We start from the raw sequence: 17297 nt of genomic DNA, 5'->3' as shown, positions 1-17297 counted from the left end.
GAGTTGTATTATTTATTTCGCAGTAAACCCCCCTTTATCTGGAGAGTAAATAATGAGTGAGCCTAGGGCGATTAATTTCGATTACAATCTGATCAAAATAATGAACGAAGTGATTATTTCTGGGAATATTTCAAAAGCAGCGGAAAATCTCAATCTCACGCCTTCCGCTGTGAGCTTATCGATAAATAAACTCAGACGACATCTGGGTGAGGAACTGTTTTACCGCACGGCCACGGGTCTGAAACCCACCGCCACTGCGCTGGATATCCATGATTCATTTGTAAACGCCATTACAATTATTGAAGATGTTTTACACTCATCAAGAACCGAAGGGCCCTCGGGAGCGATATTACGGGTAATGTGTCCGGATGTTCTGGAGGATTATTATTTTAACCGGATGTATAAGAACGACAGTGTAAAGTCAGCAAAGGTCGAATTTTCTAATTCAACGAATATTAAGAGTGATGAAATGGTAAGGAGTTTGTTACAGGCCAATATTGATGTCATTATTTCTCATCATGACCTGAAACATGATAAAATCACCTCAATTAAAATTGATGCCATGGATGAGTTCGTCATTTTATGCGGTGCCAACAGTTTATTGTCAAACCAAAAAGAACTGGCTTTGATGCATTACTACGCATTACCTCACGCTGTCTATAACGACGGTGTTTATAATGATTTTACCGGCCTTCTCGGCACGACGTTGACGATTAATACCCCATACGCGGGCCTGGTTAAAGTCATTTACCGCTCTTCTTCTATCAACGGTATCATCAGCGCGCTCGAACGCAGTGATATGCTCACTGTGTTACCCAGAGTGCTTGCGGATTACTTTATCAGGGAGCGGCATTGCAAGTTAAAGTACTTTGATCTGCCAGAAGAAATTTCAATAAATGACTCCCCGGTTTACATGAATTACCTTACAAACAGCAGTAAACGACGCTATGTTCATCTGGTGATGTCACAGCTGAAAAGCGCAGAATCAATATGAAAAATGTGGCAAGCAATGCGGTTAACGTGATTTAAGAGAGTGTTTTTTATTTTTTAATGATTTTTTAATAAAAATTAGCGCCGGATTATTAAAATTAATTTTTGAACTGAAGTAATGATTGCTTTGATGAGAGCGGGATTATCATTGTTGCCGTTATCTGAATGTTTATTAATTAACCTTTAAGGTTTTCGTCATGATCAGTCTTCAGTTCCATCGGTTTTCTGCTAAGCATTGTTTTCATCAAAAGGGATATGGGGGTTAATATGATCCTGATAGTCTCCGGTATAGGCGGTGTGTCAGGCGGGCCACTATTAATTAGAGTAGGGAACGGGTGAAAAAATTGGCGGAACCCTTTGCGCTGGCCCAACAGTAAACGAATTTATTCACTGAATGTTCAAAATTTATTTATAAATATGTGGGCTGATTCCGGGTGATCAGTCCGCATTTTTTATTGCACCTCGAATGAATTTATAAGGGGTTTTTAATAAATATCATCCGTTTTTTATGATGTTTATGGCCTGGTTTTTTATTAGCCTGGATGCGTGTATGCGATTAGCCTTTTGACTGACAGGGCAGGGATCAGTGCGGAAACTCTGACCGGTTAATCTTATGCGGAAAATAATTTTCGGCATTTAACTTCGACTCTTTATATAAGGTTGTTCTTATGCGCAGAACTAAAGATAAATACCTTTTGAATCTTATTACACTCTCCTGTCTGATGACCGCTATTGCTCCGGTAATGGCAGCCGATACGTCAGACCCTTATGTCATCAAAGAAAGTGATCTGATCAAAAAAGAAAACAGCCTGACTCAAAATCCGCTGATGCAGGAAGTGAAGGCGTCTATCCGCACACTGGATAATGCTTCCGTCGACAAAATCGCCCCCGGCCGCAGTGATAATCCGGCCAACGTAAAGCGTGTGGACAGCATTCTGGGCAGTGATAAATGGGAACACATTTTCCCGCTGCGTGATCCGAGTTATACCTACACCAAATTCCTGCAAGCCATCGGCAAGTTCCCGGCAGTATGCGGCACTTACACCGACGGGCGTGATTCGGACGCCATTTGCCGTAAAGGGCTGGCGACCATGTTTGCCCACTTCGCCCAGGAAACCGGCGGTCACGAGAACTGGCGTCCCGAAGCCGAGTGGCGTCAGGGACTGGTCTATCTGCGCGAAATGGGCTGGAAAGAAGGGCAGAAAGGCGGCTATAACGGTGAGTGCAATCCGGCCGTCTGGCAGGGACAAACCTGGCCTTGCGGCAAAGATGCCGACGGGGATTTTATCAGTTACTTCGGTCGCGGTGCCAAGCAGCTTTCGTATAACTATAACTACGGGCCGTTTTCCGATGCGATGTTTGGTACGGTCAGAACCCTGCTGGATAAACCGGAGCTGGTGGCTGACACCTGGCTGAACCTCGCCAGCGCGGTGTTCTTCTATGTGACGCCGCAGGCACCGAAGCCGAGTATGTTGCATGTGATCGACGGCACCTGGCAGCCGAATGACCGCGATAAAGCCAACGGTCTGGTACCGGGATTCGGCGTGACCATTCAGATCATCAACGGTGGTGTTGAATGTGGTGGCGCACAGGAAATTGCCCAGGGCCTGAACCGTATTTCATATTACAAAAGTGAAGCGGAATACCTGAAAGTACCGGTTCCGGCTAATGAAGTGCTGGGCTGTAAAAACATGAAACAGTTTGATGAAGGTGGAGCCGGTGCGCTGCCGCAGTACTGGGAACAGGACTGGGGATGGTCCGCCGAAACGCCAACCGGTCTGACGTATTCCTGTCAACTGGTTGGTTATCAGACACCGTTCTCCGCGTTTAAAGAGGGCGATTACAAACGCTGCGTTCAGCACTTCTTTAACGTGAAAGTGGTCGATGATGCCGGGAAAGAGGAAGCGGTGACACCTGCGCCTGAACCTGCGCCGACACCAACACCGGAGCCGACGCCCGCCCCGGTTGACGGTAATTCTGCGCCAGTGGCAAAACTCTCCGGTCCGATTGGTGATGTGGAAAGCCAGGCGAATGTGACGCTCAATGCAGCAGAATCTACCGACGCTGACGGCGATAAACTGACTTACAGCTGGTTGCTGCCAAACGGCACTACGCTCGCGGGTAACGATCGTGAGTCGCTGAGTTTTGTCGCGCCTGTCGTCACCACTAAAAAGAGCTTTAACTTTACCCTCACCGTCTCCGACGCGAAGAAAAGCAGTGTGGCAACCTACGTGCTGACGGTGACACCGAAGGTATTGCCGATCCCTGAGGAAGGCACCAGCACCGGCTGCGCCGACAACTGGGATGCCGGTAAAGTGTATTACGGCGGCGAAAGTGTTAACTGGAAAGGGAAAGAGTATCTCGCGAATTACTGGACTCAGAATAATGAGCCAGGTAACCCGTCGTTCACCGGCGAATGGTCACAGTGGAAAGAGATCAAAGCCTGTCAGTAAGCTGTAAGTAGCAAGTCAGGTTTCCGTTTATCGGGGAAAACTAAAATGGGTGCGATTTCCGCGCCCATTTTTTTCATCCCTTCACCGGCCGCTTTTGTCCAGCCATCTCCCCATTTCGCCCAGTGCTTCATCAAGATTTTCGCGACCAAAACCGATACGCAGGAAATCTTCCGACACCCTGTTCAGTTCTGACGCGTAGGCGACAGAAGGGATCACCATCACACCGGCTTCTTCCACCAGTTGTGTGGCAAAGGCTTCTGCCCCTTGCTCACCGGTAAAACGTGGGAACGCCAGCACACCGGCTTTCGGCACGCTGAGTCTGAACAGGTGCGGGTATTGTGCCAGGAATTGAGTCAGTGTTACGAGCTGGCGACGTGAGCGTTCCATCACCCGCTCAAGGATTGGTGCGCGGGCATTGAGTGCCAGCGTGGTGAGAAACTCGCCGGGCATGGAATTACAGATCGACAGATACTGCTTCATGCGCTCGAGTTCCCGCATCCACGCTTTATCCTGGCAGGCCACCCAACCGATGCGCAGCCCCGGCAAGCCGTAAGCTTTTGAGGTCACGTTCAGTGAAATGCCGCGCTCATAAACATCCGCCAGTTGCGGCAGCCGGTCTGCCGGATCAAATTCTGTCAGCCGGTACACTTCGTCCGAGAAAATCCAGATCCCGCGATCGCGGCATAACCCGATCAGTTCGTCGAGCTGCTGACGGTTAATCAGCGCGCCGGTCGGATTGTGCGGAAAGTTAATCACCAGCACTTTGGTATTGGCGCGCAGCGCGTCGCGGACTTGATTGGTATCCAGCGCCCAGTCGTTATTTTCATCAAGCGCTACGCCGGTGACGTCACACAGCGATAACGGCACGCTTTCCAGCGACTGATAATTCGGGGTGATCACCACGGCGTGATCGCCGGATTTGAGCAGCATCTGAAAACTGGCGTAAATCGCTTCGTCGGCACCGGCAAAACTGATGACGTCCTGCGCGGTAATATTTTTATAGGTCGAGGCGATGGCATCGAGCAGTTCCGGCGTTCCGCGCAACGGCGGGTAATCCAGCATGGTCTGCATGAACGGCGCGCGGTGTTCTTTCCCTGCCAGTTCAAACAGCGTATCGAGGTTCATCGATTCAGGATAGGAAGAGGACAGCGGAAAACGCACAGCCTGTTCGAGGCGCGAAAGGTAGCTGATTAAACGAAAATCTTCAGGGAAGGCCATGATATACCTGCGATAAAAAGTCAGAACATTTGAAAATACAACGTTTAGCGGCGCTGACCTTGTGCGAAACGGCGTTCGAGGCGGCTTTGCAGCAGCTCTAACACAATCGACATAATCCAGTATATCGCGGCGGCGGTCGCCAGCATTTCCATATACCGGTAGGTGCTGCGCCCGTAAGACTGTGCCAGAAAGTTCAGCTCCCACAGCCCCATCAGCGAGACCAGCGAGGAATCCTTCAGCATCGAAATAAACATCGAACCGGCGGGCGGAATAATGATGCGCAGCGCCTGGGGTGCGGTGACATGCACCGCCACCGTCCAGCGTGACACGCCGAGCGCCAGCGCGGCTTCCTGCTGACCACGCGGCACCGAGAGCACGCCGCTGCGGATGGTTTCCGCCAGATACGCACCGTAGTTCATCGACAGGGCGATAATGCCTGAGCTGAGCGCCCCGAGCACGATACCCACCTGCGGCAGCGCCAGATAGATAATCAGCACCTGCACCAGCAGCGGCGTGCCGCGAAACAGCGAGGCATAAAACGTTGCGCAGCCAAACGCCAGCGCATTTTCCGACATCCGTCCGAGCGCGGTGATCAGGCCAATCAGCAGACAGAAAAACATCGAGCAGGCGGTGATCATAATGGTCAGCGCCGCCCCCTGAATAAAGCCGTCCGGCGACAGGCGCAGGCCAAGCAGGAACGGCAATTTCTGGCTGATCAGGCTCCAGTCCAGCCCCATTTTGCTGAACGTACCGAGCAGCAGACTGAGCAAAATCAGCCACGTCAGCCCGGTTTTAAATTTAAACGCGTGTGCGTGGTGCCAGCGCTCCGGCGTTTCCACTGTCGGCTGGCTGTCCGGGATTTGTGGCATCAGGGTACCTCGCGGGTAATATCTTCACCCAGCCAGTGCTGAGAGATTTTTGCCAGCGTGCCGTCGTCGCGCAGCGATTTGATGGTGTCGGCCACTTTCTTGTCCCATTCGGCGTCGCCTTTGTCGGTTGCCACCCAGTTCGGTTCAGCGTAAAGCTCGGTGACAATTTTAAACACCGGCGCGCGTTTGATGCGGGCATTGGCGGTGGCTAAATCTGATATCACGCCGTCGAGGCGCACACCCGGCCCGAGCGCCAGATTCTGGAACGCCACTTCTTCGTCGCTTGGGATCGCGTGTACGTTATCGAACGGGAATGCGATGGGTTTGCTGCCAGGGATCACCAGCGTTTTTTGCAGATAGGTTTCGTAAGTCGAACCGATGCCGACGCCAATCTTTTTATTGCTCAGATCGGCTGCCGATTTAATCCGGTCGTCTTTTTTATTCACCACTAACACCGCCGGAGAATTGTAATACGGCGTCGGAAAATCCAGCACTTTGGCGCGCTCGGTGTTTGGCGTCATCGAGCAGATACAGGTATCCCAGCGACCCTGCCATTTGCCGCCGACAATGGTTTCCCAGCCCGGCGCGATGATCTCAAGTTTTACGCCCATACGCTGCGCCACGGCTTTCGCCACATCAACGTCAAAACCAGCCAACTGGTTATTATCATCAATAAAACCAAACGGCGGGTAATCGTTAACGATGGCATTGCGCAGCACACCGGTTTGGGTCACGCGATCCAGCGTCGCACCGGCAAATGAGGCAGCAGAAAACAGGGTGGCGGCAAGGAGAGTCACAGCTACAAACGGAGTGCGCATAAACAGAGTTTCCTTAAATGTAACCAGAGTGGGAGTTAATTGTAAAAACCTACACTAAGTTTTAGACGTATAGAAGTCTGCATTGTGCCTTTTCAGACTTACAGTGAACTCTGCGGAAAAACCCCCGAAATGCAGCGCATTACTTTGGCGGCTGGCTAACTCAGTCACCCCACCCTGACGTTAGCTTAACTGTAGTCGCCGGGGGCAATATCCGGCGTTCAGACTTATGCGCAATTTCTTCCAATACCCCGCCGCGGGGGAGTGTTTAAGTAGTTTCCCTCCATTGTGCTCAAGGGTTTGAAACTATGTTTACTACCTCATTTTGGCCAGCCGCCGCAGCATATCAGGTCTCCATGATGGATCTGGATGCGCCGGAAAATTTAAGTCCTAAAGCTCTGCAAACTATTCATTATTGCCTGCGTCTGACCGAAGCCATCAACCAGCTCGAGGCGGCCTGTGAAAGCCGCTTGCTGGATGCCCTGCGCGAAGAGATGTCGATTCAGTGTTTCCGTTTAGCGCCGCTGTTTGACGATCCTGATACCCGTCGCGGGCTGTTTTTACGCGCGGAAATGCTGGCAGATGACAGTTGCGGAAAAAAGGTATTACCGCAAATTGCGGGTCTGAATGAACAGCAACTGGTGCTGGGCATCGGTAACACGTCCACATGGGTGGGGAAATCCAGACAGAGTTTCTACTCGTCGTGGTTCGGCGAACCTGCACCGGTTTTACAGGAAGTGTCCGACGTGATGGACAGCCTGTTTCCGGAAAGTCTGCTGTATCTGCAAAAAGAAATCGCCGCCGATTTGCTGGCGATGCCGGGCTGTGCCTACAAAATTATCAACCTCTTTGGCATTGCCGGTGAAGCCAATACCTATCCCAAACACTTTGCCTATTTCTTCCCGGAAGACGAGGGGCTGAAGTATTCGCCGGTCAAACGCACGGTGGTGTTTGCCAATACTTATCAGCAGTTGTTCGAGCTGTTTTCACGTACCGAAGCCGCCAGAATGGGCTGGACCGAAGGCATGCTGCCAGACAGCCAGGTGTGCCAGCGATATCTGATTGCCTGGTTCCGCGGGCACGACCTCGGGCATTCGCTGGTGCGTAACGAAAACGTCTTCCCGGCACTCAGCAAAATTGACCGCTGGGGATCGATGATGGTGCAGGAAGCGCTGGCCGATCAGTTTGGTTTGCTGATGTGCCTCACGCCGCAGGTGGCCGCCGGTTTGCAACTCGACCGGATCGTGCTGGCGCGGATCTATTTCCTCGAAATGCTGCGTTACCTGCGCCGCGGCCCGTTAAGTTATCCGGATGCGGGGGCGGCCTGGATCCAGTTCAACTATTTGCGCGAACACGGCTGCATTGATCTGTCGGCGGAGACCCTTGATTTCCACCCCGACCTGTTTTATCCGCAAATGGCAGATCTTACCCGCCTGATGAGTGAAGAACTGCTGAGCGGCGATGCACAGCGTGCGCAGGCATTTATGCTGCAATATTGTCCGCACAACCACCCTGAAGATGTCGACATACTGATGGCGCGCCTCGGTACCACTAATGACATGATTGAATACAACCAGTTAATTAAGAGAGTCCCGTTATGATGCCGTTTTCAAATGGATTTTTACTCAGCCTGTCGCTGTGTCTGGACATTGGGATTGCGAATATCGCCATGATGACGCTGGCGATGCAGCGCGGTTATTTCCATGGATTCTGGCTGGGCATCGGCACCTGCATCGGCGACTTAATTTATGCGGTGCTGGCGCTGGCGGGCATGACGATTTTGCTGCAATACCAGAGCGTGCGCTGGATACTGTGGGTCGGTGGCTCGCTGATGCTGATGTGGTTTACCTATAAAATGATCCGCGCCGCCCTGGCACCGGCGGAGGATCTGGGCGCCGGTGACAGCGTGCAGCCGCGCTCTGTCATCCGTAATTTTGGCCGCGGCATCGTACTGGCGATGTCTTCGCCGACGGCTATTTTATGGTTTGCCGCCGTCGGTGGTGCGCTGATTTCCCGCATGGGGCAGGGAAGCGCGGTGAATGCCTCGTGGTTCCTGGGCGGTTTCTTTATTGCGGGCGTGTTCTGGACGATGGTGATCTGTTCCGTCGGCAGCCTTGGCGGAAAAATGCTCGGCACCAAAATGCTGAAATATTCTTATGTGGCCTCAGCGGCGATCTTCTCTTACTTCGCGCTGTATGTGGTGATCACCGGTTATCGCGAATTCATCCTGGTATAAGTGTCTGCGATGCATGAAGTGACAGCGAATAAAGATGGGGAGTGATCCCCATCATCTTACGGAATGTATTAATGAAATGGCTTTGATCATAAAAGCCCAGCCCTATCGCCACATCCAGCGCATTATTATTTTTACGCAGCCGGTTTCTGGCCTCGAGCAAACGCAACTGCATATGGTATTGCAGCGGTGGCATACCGATGTGCTGGCTGAACAGGCGGACAAAGTGAAACTTGCTCAGTCCGCTGATTTGCGCCAGCGTGTCGAGGTGGATTTTCCGGGTCAGATGTTCGCGCATAAAATCCAGCGCCAGTGTAATTGGCCGCAAAGATTGTTCCTGCTCTCTGGCGGGCTCTTCCAGCAATGCTCCCAGCAGCCACAACAAATTCTGTTCCTGATCGTCATCGTTCAGCGTGCGTTTGTAATGACACAGCGCGGAAAACAGCGCGGGATTACTGAGCACGCCTTCAGTTAACACCGGCGCGCAATGATCGGAACGCAGATTATGATCAACCGACACCTGACGCAGTAAAGCCTGCGGAATATGCACGCTGAGAAATTCGACCTTGTCGTTACCGAACAGCGACGACTGAACGGTGGCCGGATTGTAAATCGTCACATCGCCGCCGCGCACCAGTTCGGTTTTACCGTGCAGCCAGATTTCTTCCGTACCGCTCAGATTGGCACTGATGACATATTCATCGTGAGTGTGACGCGGAAATGCAGCGTTGCTCGCCGTCAGATGCGAGCATTCAATGTCATTAGCCATCGTCCATTCAGAAATAGAAAGAGACACGTTGCACTCCGAAAATCTTTGCTGTGCTGAAAAGAGAGGGTATCGGTTTTTCTTATATAAAATTTATAGCACAAATTGTTAACCACAAAAGCGAGGAAAATTCATCTCTCATCTCAACGGGTGAAATTTTCAGATTTTGCCCATAGGTCAAACCGGCGGCGTGACGCGGCGTAATGTTGTCTGAATGTTAATTAACAGCCGCAGTCGTTATTTTCACTCAGGCGCTGCCGATATTTTATAACGGTAATAACCGGGAATTCATTTTTGTTTTACAGGATAAAAACAATTAACAAAACCACCGGCAGACGGCTTTGGCAATACGTGCTCGTTTTGGCTGTCTGTTTTATTTATTGACCGTGTTTATTCTTATCCGGCTTGTAAATTCAATACTTAATAAGGCAAAATATGCGCCCCGCAAAACGGGGATGGCCTGTTATTCGGTCATTGAACGACGCATTCTTCATACAAGAAAACCTTCAAATACCAGAGGCCGGGCTAAGTACCGGATAGATATTCACTTTTAAATACCGACAGTCTTGTCGCAAGGAAACATAAATGGTGCAGCACTCTCAATATGCCGCGTTCTCCGTCATGGGAAATCAACATCATGTCGGATAATGCCGTGACAGGTACCGCTTCCCGCGTGGAATTACGTAAAACGCTTACGCTGATTCCGGTTGTTATGATAGGCCTGGCCTATATGCAGCCCATGACATTGTTCGATACGTTCGGTATTGTCTCCGGCCTGACGGACGGCCATGTGCCGACGGCGTATGCTTTCGCGCTGATCGCGGTGCTGTTCACCGCGCTGAGTTATGGCAAGCTGGTGCGCCGTTATCCTTCCGCCGGTTCTGCGTATACCTATGCGCAAAAAGCCATTCATCCCGTGGTCGGTTTTATGGTCGGCTGGTCGTCGCTGCTTGATTACCTGTTCGCGCCGATGATCAACATTCTGCTGGCGAAAATCTATTTTGAAGCGCTGGTGCCGTCAGTGCCGTCGTGGATATTTGTCGTCGTGCTGGTCGGTTTTATGACGCTGTCGAATTTGCGCAGCATCAAAACGGTCGCCAACATTAATACGCTGGTGGTTGTCTTGCAGATTGTGCTGATCACGGTGATCACCGGCATGGTGATTTATGGCGTTGATCACGGCACCGGCTATGGCACGCTGGCCAGTACCCAACCCTTCTGGGGGGAAAATGCGCATACCGTACCGATGATTACCGGCGCGACCATTTTGTGTTTCTCCTTCACCGGTTTTGACGGCATCAGTAATTTATCGGAAGAAACCAAAGACGCCGAGCGCGTGATCCCACGGGCGATATTCCTGACGGCACTCATCGGCGGCATAATCTTTATTGCGGCAACCTATTTCCTGCAACTCTATTTCCCGGATATCTCCAGCTTCAAAGATCCGGACGCTTCACAGCCGGAAATCATGTTGCAGGTGGCGGGCAGGGCGTTCCAGTTTGGCGCACTGATTTTCTCCAGCATCACCGTACTGGCTTCCGGTATGGCGGCGCACGCGGGCGTATCCCGCCTGATGTATGTGATGGGCCGCGACGGCGTGTTCCCGAAACGCTTTTTCGGTTATATCCACCCGAAATGGCGCACGCCGTCTTTCAACGTGCTGCTGGTCGGTGCCATTGCCTTGCTGGCGATTAATTTCGATCTGGTCACGGCGACGGCGCTGATTAACTTCGGTGCGCTGGTGGCCTTTACCTTCGTCAACCTGTCGGTAATTTCGCAATTCTGGATCCGCGAGAAGCGCAACAAAACCGTTATGGATCATATCCAGTATCTGCTGTTGCCGTTGTGCGGCGCGCTGACGGTCGGCGCATTGTGGGTCAATCTGGAAGAAGGCTCGATGGTGCTGGGGCTTATCTGGGGCGCAATCGGCTTTATATATCTGGCCTGCATGACTAAAAGTTTCCGCAATCCGGTACCGCAATACGAAGACGTGGCGTAACTCACCACCGGTGTGAAAAATGGCTCCTGCGGGAGCCATTTTCGTTTCTGTTTACGGAATGCCCAATCCGCGCAGCAGCGCCGTGACGGCTGCCGCCGCAATAATAATCACCATCAGCGGCGCTTTTCTCCAGGCTAAAAGCAACGCCACGCCGACGCCGGTGACCCGTGCGAATCCGGCGAAATGCTGATCTTCGAACAATGCCGACGTGGCGGCCACGGCCAGCAATAACGTGGTCGCGGCATCCGATAACATTGTCTGCGTGGCGGGGGAGAAATTCAGGCGTGAACCCAGCCGGTAACCGGCCACGCGCATCAGAAACGTTCCGGCGGCGAGCAGCGCAATTCCCGCGATCATCAGGCTGTGTGAGGTCATTTTCGGTTCCTCCACGCCAGCAATCCGAGCAGTGAAAACAGCACCGGCATACCGGCCGGAACGAAAGGCACCGCCGCCAGCGAAATCAGCGCGCCTGAGGTGGCAGGAATGCGCGTTCTGCGGCTGCGCAGCGCCGGAAAAATCAATCCCAGCAAAATCGCCGGGAACACGGCATCAAGGCCGATAGCTTTGATATCCGCAATGAACTGACCGATGTACGCCCCGGCTACCACGCTGACCGGCCACACCAGGGCGATGCCTGCGCCGCATAACCAGTAAGCAGTTTTGCGTTTTTCATGGGTAGATTGCGAGATGCCAAACACGACGCTTTCATCGTTCATGATGTGACAACCCAGCCAGCTCATGGCTTTGCTGCCCACCAGATCCTTCACCGCAATCCCGAACGGTAAATGGCGCGCATTGACCAGTAATCCGGCCGCCGCCGCCGCAAACGGGCTGCCGCCGCCGCCGACAATGGCGATAAACAGAAACTCCGACGCCCCCGCCAGCACCAGCAGCGAAAGCATCAGCGGCACCCACAGCGGGAAACCGCCGGCTACCGCCAGTGAGCCATAAGAAATTCCGACCAGACCATCGGCCAGACACACCAGAAAGATGGCTTTCAGCACATCATTTCCCAGCGGTGAAAAGAAACGCGCAGACATAATTTAATCCCATAACGAACAAGTCTCCATTATAATGAACGCATCTGCATCGTTCTTCAAGTCGAACGATCGTTCGTTATACTGATCAGGATAAGATTATGTCACAACCTATTAGCGTTATTTCGAAGGGACTGGTTCGTGAACGCCAGCGGGCTGGTCTGTCACTGGCGGAAGTCGCCCGCCGTGCCGGTATCGCCAAATCGACGCTTTCCCAGCTTGAAGCGGGCAACGGGAATCCAAGTCTGGAAACGTTATGGGCGCTGTGTGTGGCGCTGAATATTCCTTTTGCGCGCCTGATGGAGCCGGAAGTGAATAAGATGCAGGTGATCCGACGGGGTGAAGGCCCGGCGGTGGTGGCAGAACTGGCGGACTATAAAGCGGTATTACTCGCGACCTGTCCGCCCGCTGCGCGCCGGGATATTTATCTGCTGACCACCCAGCCGGGAGCCGACCGTATTTCCAGCCCGCATCCGCAGGGGTCGGTCGAGCATATCATCATCACCCAGGGGCGCGCCCTGGTCGGGCTGGTGGATTCACCGGTAGAACTGAATGCCGGAGATTACATTTCCTATCCTGCCGACGTAGAACACATCTTTCGCGCGCTGGAACCGGACACCATGGCGGTACTGGTATCAGAGCAGAGTTGAGGTTTTGTGTTAATGATTAAGTTGTGATCCCGGAAAGGTTTTGCGACAGACAGGCGCAATGAAGAGTCTGGTTGCGGAGTGATGAATGCCCTACAATTTACATGGGAATTATTTATCGCTAAGGGACTACATGACTGACATTGATGATATTGCAACGCGCATTGCCGGGATTATTATTTCTCCTGATTCTGTATATGGCCTTATAAAAGATGGCCCCAAATTCATAAAAATTATGGTTCGCATGAGAAATAAACTCAATGCAGCATAATAATTGTTTTATCCGCTTTATCCGGTCCTTACTCAGTATTGCCTCAAAGATCTTTACCTTTACTATTTATTACGCTTTCGAAGCTTACCGGCAGAGATAAGCAGAATAATTAACGCGCTTCTTCGTCACATTGTTTTTTAGCGGCGGTCCGGGTACAGAAGGTGCGTTAATAATTTTTGCGAGACGTCCTGGAAAACCAGCCGGTGTTTCTTGTCGTGGTTTCGTCACCGTTGTATCTTCTCCCCGCACCTGCAAAATCAGGTGCCGGGATTGACCTCCTGCCTGACTTTACTGGTAACCCTTACCAGAGACTACCACTATGGCTACGACCCCAACCCAAGTTCATTCTTTAAAAGCCTTTCCTTTTAATGTCGCCACGGATTTCACTGCGCTGGCTGCGCATTGCGAACAATGTGCTGAAGCGCTGTTAGAAAGCGACAATCCGCTGCAACGCCGCCAAATCTCTGATTCTCTGGCCACGGCATTGAACAGGCTGCAATCCGGCCTGCACAATCCTGTTCCACCTCATCTGATTAACAGCCTGACGGCAGATGCAATTCCTGCCTCTGTCCCCCGTTTTGAGCCTGATTCTGAACAACTGGCGGAATACTGTCTCACCCTGACGCAAATATTGATAAACCGCGAGGTCAGCGCTCAGTCCGAAAAATCCCTGACCGGGCTTCTTTATGATCTGGTCAGTTACTTCGCTGCGGATTTACAGGCACCCCGGTATCTGAGAACGGCGCAGGGTCTGGAGGAACTGGCATGAAAAATCATGACTGGCACCAGGCCGACATTATCGCTTCGCTTAGAAAACGAAAGACAACGCTTGCCGCCGTTTCGCGTGCCGCAGGACTTGCCTCATCAACGCTGACGAATGCCCTGACGCGTCCGTGGCCGAAAGGGGAAAAGCTGATCGCAGAGGCAATGGGTATTCCGCCAGAAAAAATCTGGCCGAGCCGGTATTTCGATACCGCCGGAAGGCCGGTTGAAAGGAAAGTCCGACAGGCGAAAGGGGAATGACAGGTCGTTAATCCCGCTATCAAAACGTCAGCAGCTTTTTCGCCACGCTATTTTCCGCCGGTCTGACCTGGCTTTTAGTGTGCAAGATGTGACCCGCAGCGTTTTCAGCGACGTCGCGGGATAAGCGTAAACAAACCGTTCTTTTACCTGTCATCAGCCTGCTCAAAAACATCAACCAGCCGAAAGGCTGGTTTTTTATGGGCCATCCGTTTCCCGTCATTGTGTGTAAATTCATCATATTGAAAAATTGGTTTTTTTAATATTTATCCGAGTTATCTGATAGCCATACAGATTCCAGTGTTAATCGTTCCGGCCTGACTGCAATAATGTACGCTAAAACGGCTTTTATATAAGAATAGTCCATGTTGTTACTGGATAATAAAATCGGATAAATACTGTTATTTGTCTGAAAATAAAGGCTAAATATGGTCTGTCACCATCACTAGGAATACTCTTGGAAAATTTATAGCTTAATTACCCGGTTAATCGCTATGCACAACTGTGTATAAAAGCGCAATAGGTGAGTTTTTTTGAGAGAATTTTCAGATAATGACTCAGTAATGAAATGTAAATGTTTAGCTTTCGTAAAAAGCTAAATCTGAAATCATACTTAAAAAAGTGAAATATCCTGTTTTAAAACAAAAATTCAGATAATTAAGTGCATTCGTGGAGTTGTTTAAATGAGAGAGATTCTTACTGAGAAAGTTCTTAGATTTTTGGAGCCGCTAAGCCTAAAAGCGTCGTATACGTCACATTTTGATTATTAATTGGGAATAACTGTAAGAATGCGCCTAGAAAACAGGCATGCATTTAACGATAAGAAAGTGTAAATCGATCGGTCAAACCTATTGTTAGGTCTTATTATGAGCGAGAAAAACGATTTGAAGAGTTTCGGCTGCGTATTACTCTACGTACAGATACTGAAAAGTTTTAAATATGTTTTAGAGCGGATCTAAACATTCTTTTTTCTTATCTCTTTCTGAGAGTGCTTTATTCTTCCCCGGATTAACGAGGCAGAATTTGAGCGTTTTTAAAACCACATAATTAGGCGGCCCAATGCCTCGGGTAATAATCTGGAGTGAGTGCCAATTTACCAAGTTGGCGTTAAAAGAAATAATCTCCAAGAAGCTGCCTTACGTTGACAATGTCATCTCATATGACCAGAGCGATGGGGTGAACTTGTTGGCGAAAGATTACTTAATCATCGATCCGTCAGGCGGTGGCTTCCACAGGTGTTATGAGTTTTTAAGAGAAAATCTGAATATATTGGACCCGGAGAGAATTCTGATTGTGTCTTCAGCGGTTGATATGTTAATGCTCGAACTTTTACTGAAAAAGGAGTTTAAGTTCCTTAAGAAGAAGAGTGATCTGGCAGATGTCGAGAGATCGGTCGAGCAATTCATTCAGCTTCAGGGCAGTGCGATTAACAAGCAAGAATTCAATTATAATATTACCAAGATGGAAGAAAAAGTTTTGGTGATGATGATGTCTGGTCTGTCTGTCACCAGCATTTCAAATATTCTAAAGCTCAGTGTTAAAACGATAAGTGTTCATAAATGCAACTCATTAAGAAAAATAGGCGTCGATGCCAGCAGCAGTTCAGCTTTGTTCTTTTTGCACAAACATGCCGTGGGTAACAGAATTGTCAGATAAAAAGAAAACTTTTTAAGCCGACCCTGCACAGTGCAGGTCAGTGCACCAGGCGTTGCTATTTTTCAGGGGTAAGAAATGCGATCACTCAAAAGAAGTCATCCCGGCTTCATGTATGAACCCATCGTGTCCGTCTCGGGAGTGATGCTTGGTTTTGAGCTGGTTAAGAAAAGGAACATACGGGAAAGCAACGGCAATTCAGAGGATTACGCTTTGCCTCTCTCTGCTGAAGAGAAGGTGAAGAACTTCTTCGAGCAGGTCACGACAGCCTGTGTGAATGAAAGCATCTTTATCACCAACGGCTTTTTATTGTCGATCAATATTGACTATGAGATTGCGGTGCACATTGCCAGCAATCAGGCTATACAAAAGGTTTTACAGCAGCACAACTATATAAGACTTGAAGTGAGTGAGGATTTTCAGGAATTCAATACCGGGCAGGAACGCCCTGTGCTTCGGTCTTTAGCTGCATGTTGTCCTTTATGGCTGGATAACTTTGGCGCAGGTAACACCAGTCTTACGCTTGTGATGGGCGAAAAGTTTGAATATATAAAAATCAGTAAGGTCTTTTTTTGGCAACATCAGGGAACTCAATCTCTAAGAAAAATGATCACCCATCTCCGGCCTTATTGCAGTGGCGTTATTATCAACGGTGTCGAGAATTCGCAGCATATTGAGTACTTAAGCGGCAGTGATATTCGGGCTATGCAAGGTACATTATGGTTACCTTATAGTCAGGATGAATTAGTACAGTCATTTTTTTGAAAAGATCAAGTGTTTATAATAACCCCATAATAAGCACGAATAGCTAATTATTGCGGTTGTTTTAAACGTGCGGGACCTATCGCCTGAAATATTTTGGCGAGGGTAACCTGTGCGAATTATTACCGGGATTATAGTTTGGCAAATTGGTAGCCGTAAACCAGGGGCGGTAGCATAGCTAAAATATGGCGCGGTCTTAAAGGGTAGAATAATTATTTTCTGTTGATATACTCAAAGAGCCCATTGGTTATTGGGTGAACAATTCGTCTGTCAATTGAAGAGGAGTCATTATGAGAAAATTCATATTTTCTGTTATTACCCTGATGTTGCTGCCGCTATATTCGCAGACAACATCTGCTGCTGAACTCAGCTCAGGGGAAACAGTAGCGGCCGTGGTCGGCACCAGTGGCGCAATATTAGCCGCAGGTCTGATTGCTGTAGGTAACGATGATAGTGATGGTAATAGCAACACAAATACCTCAACTACCACCACAACCTCACGCTAATTAAGTCACTTAATTATAACCACACATCCGTGTGGTTATTTTCCCACATGATAATAAA

General features: G+C 50.0%; 18 protein-coding genes. 12 read left to right on the top strand and 6 right to left on the bottom strand.

What is annotated here, in order from left to right:
• The first annotated feature begins 52 nt into the window (after positions 1-52).
• On the top strand, positions 53-994 hold the full coding sequence (locus tag RAHAQ2_RS17865; protein WP_015698572.1) for a LysR family transcriptional regulator: 942 nt from the start codon (positions 53-55) through the stop codon (positions 992-994).
• 664 nt (positions 995-1658) lie between these two features.
• Positions 1659-3443 carry a chitinase gene (locus RAHAQ2_RS17860; protein WP_015698571.1) on the top strand — a complete coding sequence of 595 codons (1785 nt, stop codon included), beginning with the start codon at positions 1659-1661 and terminating at the stop codon, positions 3441-3443.
• Positions 3444-3524: 81 nt separating this feature from the next.
• Here RAHAQ2_RS17860 and RAHAQ2_RS17855 read toward each other — a convergent pair whose 3' ends face one another.
• From RAHAQ2_RS17855 to RAHAQ2_RS17845, 3 genes are read right to left on the bottom strand one after another with little or no spacing between them, the layout of a single operon-like run.
• Positions 3525-4661: an aminotransferase class I/II-fold pyridoxal phosphate-dependent enzyme gene (locus tag RAHAQ2_RS17855; RefSeq protein ID WP_015698570.1), complete on the bottom strand. Its 1137-nt coding sequence runs from the start codon at positions 4659-4661 to the stop codon at positions 3525-3527.
• A gap of 44 nt (positions 4662-4705) precedes the next feature.
• Positions 4706-5530 carry an amino acid ABC transporter permease gene (locus RAHAQ2_RS17850; protein WP_015698569.1) on the bottom strand — a complete coding sequence of 275 codons (825 nt, stop codon included), beginning with the start codon at positions 5528-5530 and terminating at the stop codon, positions 4706-4708.
• A complete protein-coding gene (locus tag RAHAQ2_RS17845; RefSeq protein ID WP_015698568.1) occupies positions 5530-6348 on the bottom strand; it encodes a transporter substrate-binding domain-containing protein in 819 nt (272 codons plus the stop codon). The genes RAHAQ2_RS17850 and RAHAQ2_RS17845 overlap by 1 nt, the downstream gene beginning before the upstream one ends.
• Before the next feature lie 305 nt (positions 6349-6653).
• Here RAHAQ2_RS17845 and RAHAQ2_RS17840 point away from each other — a divergent pair, with 305 nt between their 5' ends.
• Both RAHAQ2_RS17840 and RAHAQ2_RS17835 read left to right on the top strand, forming a co-directional pair.
• Positions 6654-7946: a hypothetical protein gene (locus tag RAHAQ2_RS17840; protein ID WP_015698567.1), complete on the top strand. Its 1293-nt coding sequence runs from the start codon at positions 6654-6656 to the stop codon at positions 7944-7946.
• On the top strand, positions 7943-8581 hold the full coding sequence (locus tag RAHAQ2_RS17835; protein WP_015698566.1) for a LysE family translocator: 639 nt from the start codon (positions 7943-7945) through the stop codon (positions 8579-8581). Before RAHAQ2_RS17840 ends, RAHAQ2_RS17835 begins: the two co-directional genes overlap by 4 nt.
• On the opposite strand, the gene RAHAQ2_RS17830 is transcribed toward RAHAQ2_RS17835, so the two are convergent.
• On the bottom strand, positions 8568-9374 hold the full coding sequence (locus RAHAQ2_RS17830) for a helix-turn-helix transcriptional regulator (RefSeq protein ID WP_015698565.1): 807 nt from the start codon (positions 9372-9374) through the stop codon (positions 8568-8570). The two genes, RAHAQ2_RS17835 and RAHAQ2_RS17830, sit on opposite strands and share 14 nt — an antisense overlap.
• A gap of 607 nt (positions 9375-9981) precedes the next feature.
• Between RAHAQ2_RS17830 and RAHAQ2_RS17825 the strand changes: the two genes are divergently transcribed.
• Positions 9982-11343 (top strand): APC family permease, encoded by a 1362-nt coding sequence (locus tag RAHAQ2_RS17825; protein WP_015698564.1) that lies wholly within the window; start codon positions 9982-9984, stop codon positions 11341-11343.
• Between the two features lie 51 nt (positions 11344-11394).
• Here the strand turns inward: RAHAQ2_RS17825 and RAHAQ2_RS17820 are convergent, their stop codons facing one another.
• Positions 11395-11718 (bottom strand): AzlD domain-containing protein, encoded by a 324-nt coding sequence (locus RAHAQ2_RS17820; RefSeq protein ID WP_015698563.1) that lies wholly within the window; start codon positions 11716-11718, stop codon positions 11395-11397.
• Entirely contained in the window at positions 11715-12383 is a 669-nt protein-coding gene (locus RAHAQ2_RS17815) for an AzlC family ABC transporter permease (RefSeq protein WP_015698562.1), read from the bottom strand. Before RAHAQ2_RS17815 ends, RAHAQ2_RS17820 begins: the two co-directional genes overlap by 4 nt.
• Positions 12384-12481: 98 nt before the next feature.
• Between RAHAQ2_RS17815 and RAHAQ2_RS17810 the strand changes: the two genes are divergently transcribed.
• From RAHAQ2_RS17810 to RAHAQ2_RS25125, 7 genes are all read left to right on the top strand, one after another.
• Complete coding sequence (locus RAHAQ2_RS17810; protein ID WP_013576895.1) at positions 12482-13030, top strand: helix-turn-helix domain-containing protein; 549 nt, start codon at positions 12482-12484, stop codon at positions 13028-13030.
• 130 nt (positions 13031-13160) lie between these two features.
• Entirely contained in the window at positions 13161-13298 is a 138-nt protein-coding gene (locus RAHAQ2_RS25725) for a hypothetical protein (protein ID WP_156105441.1), read from the top strand.
• Positions 13299-13617: 319 nt separating this feature from the next.
• Positions 13618-14067 carry a hypothetical protein gene (locus tag RAHAQ2_RS17800; protein ID WP_015698560.1) on the top strand — a complete coding sequence of 150 codons (450 nt, stop codon included), beginning with the start codon at positions 13618-13620 and terminating at the stop codon, positions 14065-14067.
• Positions 14064-14321: a helix-turn-helix domain-containing protein gene (locus RAHAQ2_RS17795; protein ID WP_015698559.1), complete on the top strand. Its 258-nt coding sequence runs from the start codon at positions 14064-14066 to the stop codon at positions 14319-14321. Before RAHAQ2_RS17800 ends, RAHAQ2_RS17795 begins: the two co-directional genes overlap by 4 nt.
• 1056 nt (positions 14322-15377) lie before the next feature.
• Positions 15378-15974 (top strand): helix-turn-helix transcriptional regulator, encoded by a 597-nt coding sequence (locus RAHAQ2_RS17785; RefSeq protein WP_015698558.1) that lies wholly within the window; start codon positions 15378-15380, stop codon positions 15972-15974.
• 75 nt (positions 15975-16049) lie between these two features.
• Entirely contained in the window at positions 16050-16736 is a 687-nt protein-coding gene (locus tag RAHAQ2_RS17780; RefSeq protein WP_015698557.1) for an EAL domain-containing protein, read from the top strand.
• A 287-nt stretch (positions 16737-17023) separates the two neighbouring features.
• Positions 17024-17239 carry a hypothetical protein gene (locus RAHAQ2_RS25125; protein ID WP_015698556.1) on the top strand — a complete coding sequence of 72 codons (216 nt, stop codon included), beginning with the start codon at positions 17024-17026 and terminating at the stop codon, positions 17237-17239.
• The last annotated feature ends 58 nt before the right edge of the window (positions 17240-17297 follow it).

Source organism: Rahnella aquatilis CIP 78.65 = ATCC 33071, assembly GCF_000241955.1.
Lineage (GTDB): Bacteria > Pseudomonadota > Gammaproteobacteria > Enterobacterales > Enterobacteriaceae > Rahnella > Rahnella aquatilis.
The sequence above is the reverse complement of the archived record's forward strand: the minus strand, read 5'-3'. Positions and strand labels throughout refer to the sequence as shown.

What these genes read in the sequence shown, in the direction of transcription:
- RAHAQ2_RS17865 (WP_015698572.1), top strand. Translation starts at nt 53, where the DNA reads ATGAGTGAGCCTAGGGCGATTAATTTCGATTACAATCTGATCAAAATA.
- RAHAQ2_RS17860 (WP_015698571.1), top strand. Translation starts at nt 1,659, where the DNA reads ATGCGCAGAACTAAAGATAAATACCTTTTGAATCTTATTACACTCTCC.
- RAHAQ2_RS17855 (WP_015698570.1), bottom strand. Translation starts at nt 4,661, where the DNA reads ATGGCCTTCCCTGAAGATTTTCGTTTAATCAGCTACCTTTCGCGCCTC.
- RAHAQ2_RS17850 (WP_015698569.1), bottom strand. Translation starts at nt 5,530, where the DNA reads ATGCCACAAATCCCGGACAGCCAGCCGACAGTGGAAACGCCGGAGCGC.
- RAHAQ2_RS17845 (WP_015698568.1), bottom strand. Translation starts at nt 6,348, where the DNA reads ATGCGCACTCCGTTTGTAGCTGTGACTCTCCTTGCCGCCACCCTGTTT.
- RAHAQ2_RS17840 (WP_015698567.1), top strand. Translation starts at nt 6,654, where the DNA reads ATGTTTACTACCTCATTTTGGCCAGCCGCCGCAGCATATCAGGTCTCC.
- RAHAQ2_RS17835 (WP_015698566.1), top strand. Translation starts at nt 7,943, where the DNA reads ATGATGCCGTTTTCAAATGGATTTTTACTCAGCCTGTCGCTGTGTCTG.
- RAHAQ2_RS17825 (WP_015698564.1), top strand. Translation starts at nt 9,982, where the DNA reads ATGTCGGATAATGCCGTGACAGGTACCGCTTCCCGCGTGGAATTACGT.
- RAHAQ2_RS17820 (WP_015698563.1), bottom strand. Translation starts at nt 11,718, where the DNA reads ATGACCTCACACAGCCTGATGATCGCGGGAATTGCGCTGCTCGCCGCC.
- RAHAQ2_RS17815 (WP_015698562.1), bottom strand. Translation starts at nt 12,383, where the DNA reads ATGTCTGCGCGTTTCTTTTCACCGCTGGGAAATGATGTGCTGAAAGCC.
- RAHAQ2_RS17810 (WP_013576895.1), top strand. Translation starts at nt 12,482, where the DNA reads ATGTCACAACCTATTAGCGTTATTTCGAAGGGACTGGTTCGTGAACGC.
- RAHAQ2_RS25725 (WP_156105441.1), top strand. Translation starts at nt 13,161, where the DNA reads ATGACTGACATTGATGATATTGCAACGCGCATTGCCGGGATTATTATT.
- RAHAQ2_RS17800 (WP_015698560.1), top strand. Translation starts at nt 13,618, where the DNA reads ATGGCTACGACCCCAACCCAAGTTCATTCTTTAAAAGCCTTTCCTTTT.
- RAHAQ2_RS17795 (WP_015698559.1), top strand. Translation starts at nt 14,064, where the DNA reads ATGAAAAATCATGACTGGCACCAGGCCGACATTATCGCTTCGCTTAGA.
- RAHAQ2_RS17785 (WP_015698558.1), top strand. Translation starts at nt 15,378, where the DNA reads ATGCCTCGGGTAATAATCTGGAGTGAGTGCCAATTTACCAAGTTGGCG.
- RAHAQ2_RS17780 (WP_015698557.1), top strand. Translation starts at nt 16,050, where the DNA reads ATGCGATCACTCAAAAGAAGTCATCCCGGCTTCATGTATGAACCCATC.
- RAHAQ2_RS25125 (WP_015698556.1), top strand. Translation starts at nt 17,024, where the DNA reads ATGAGAAAATTCATATTTTCTGTTATTACCCTGATGTTGCTGCCGCTA.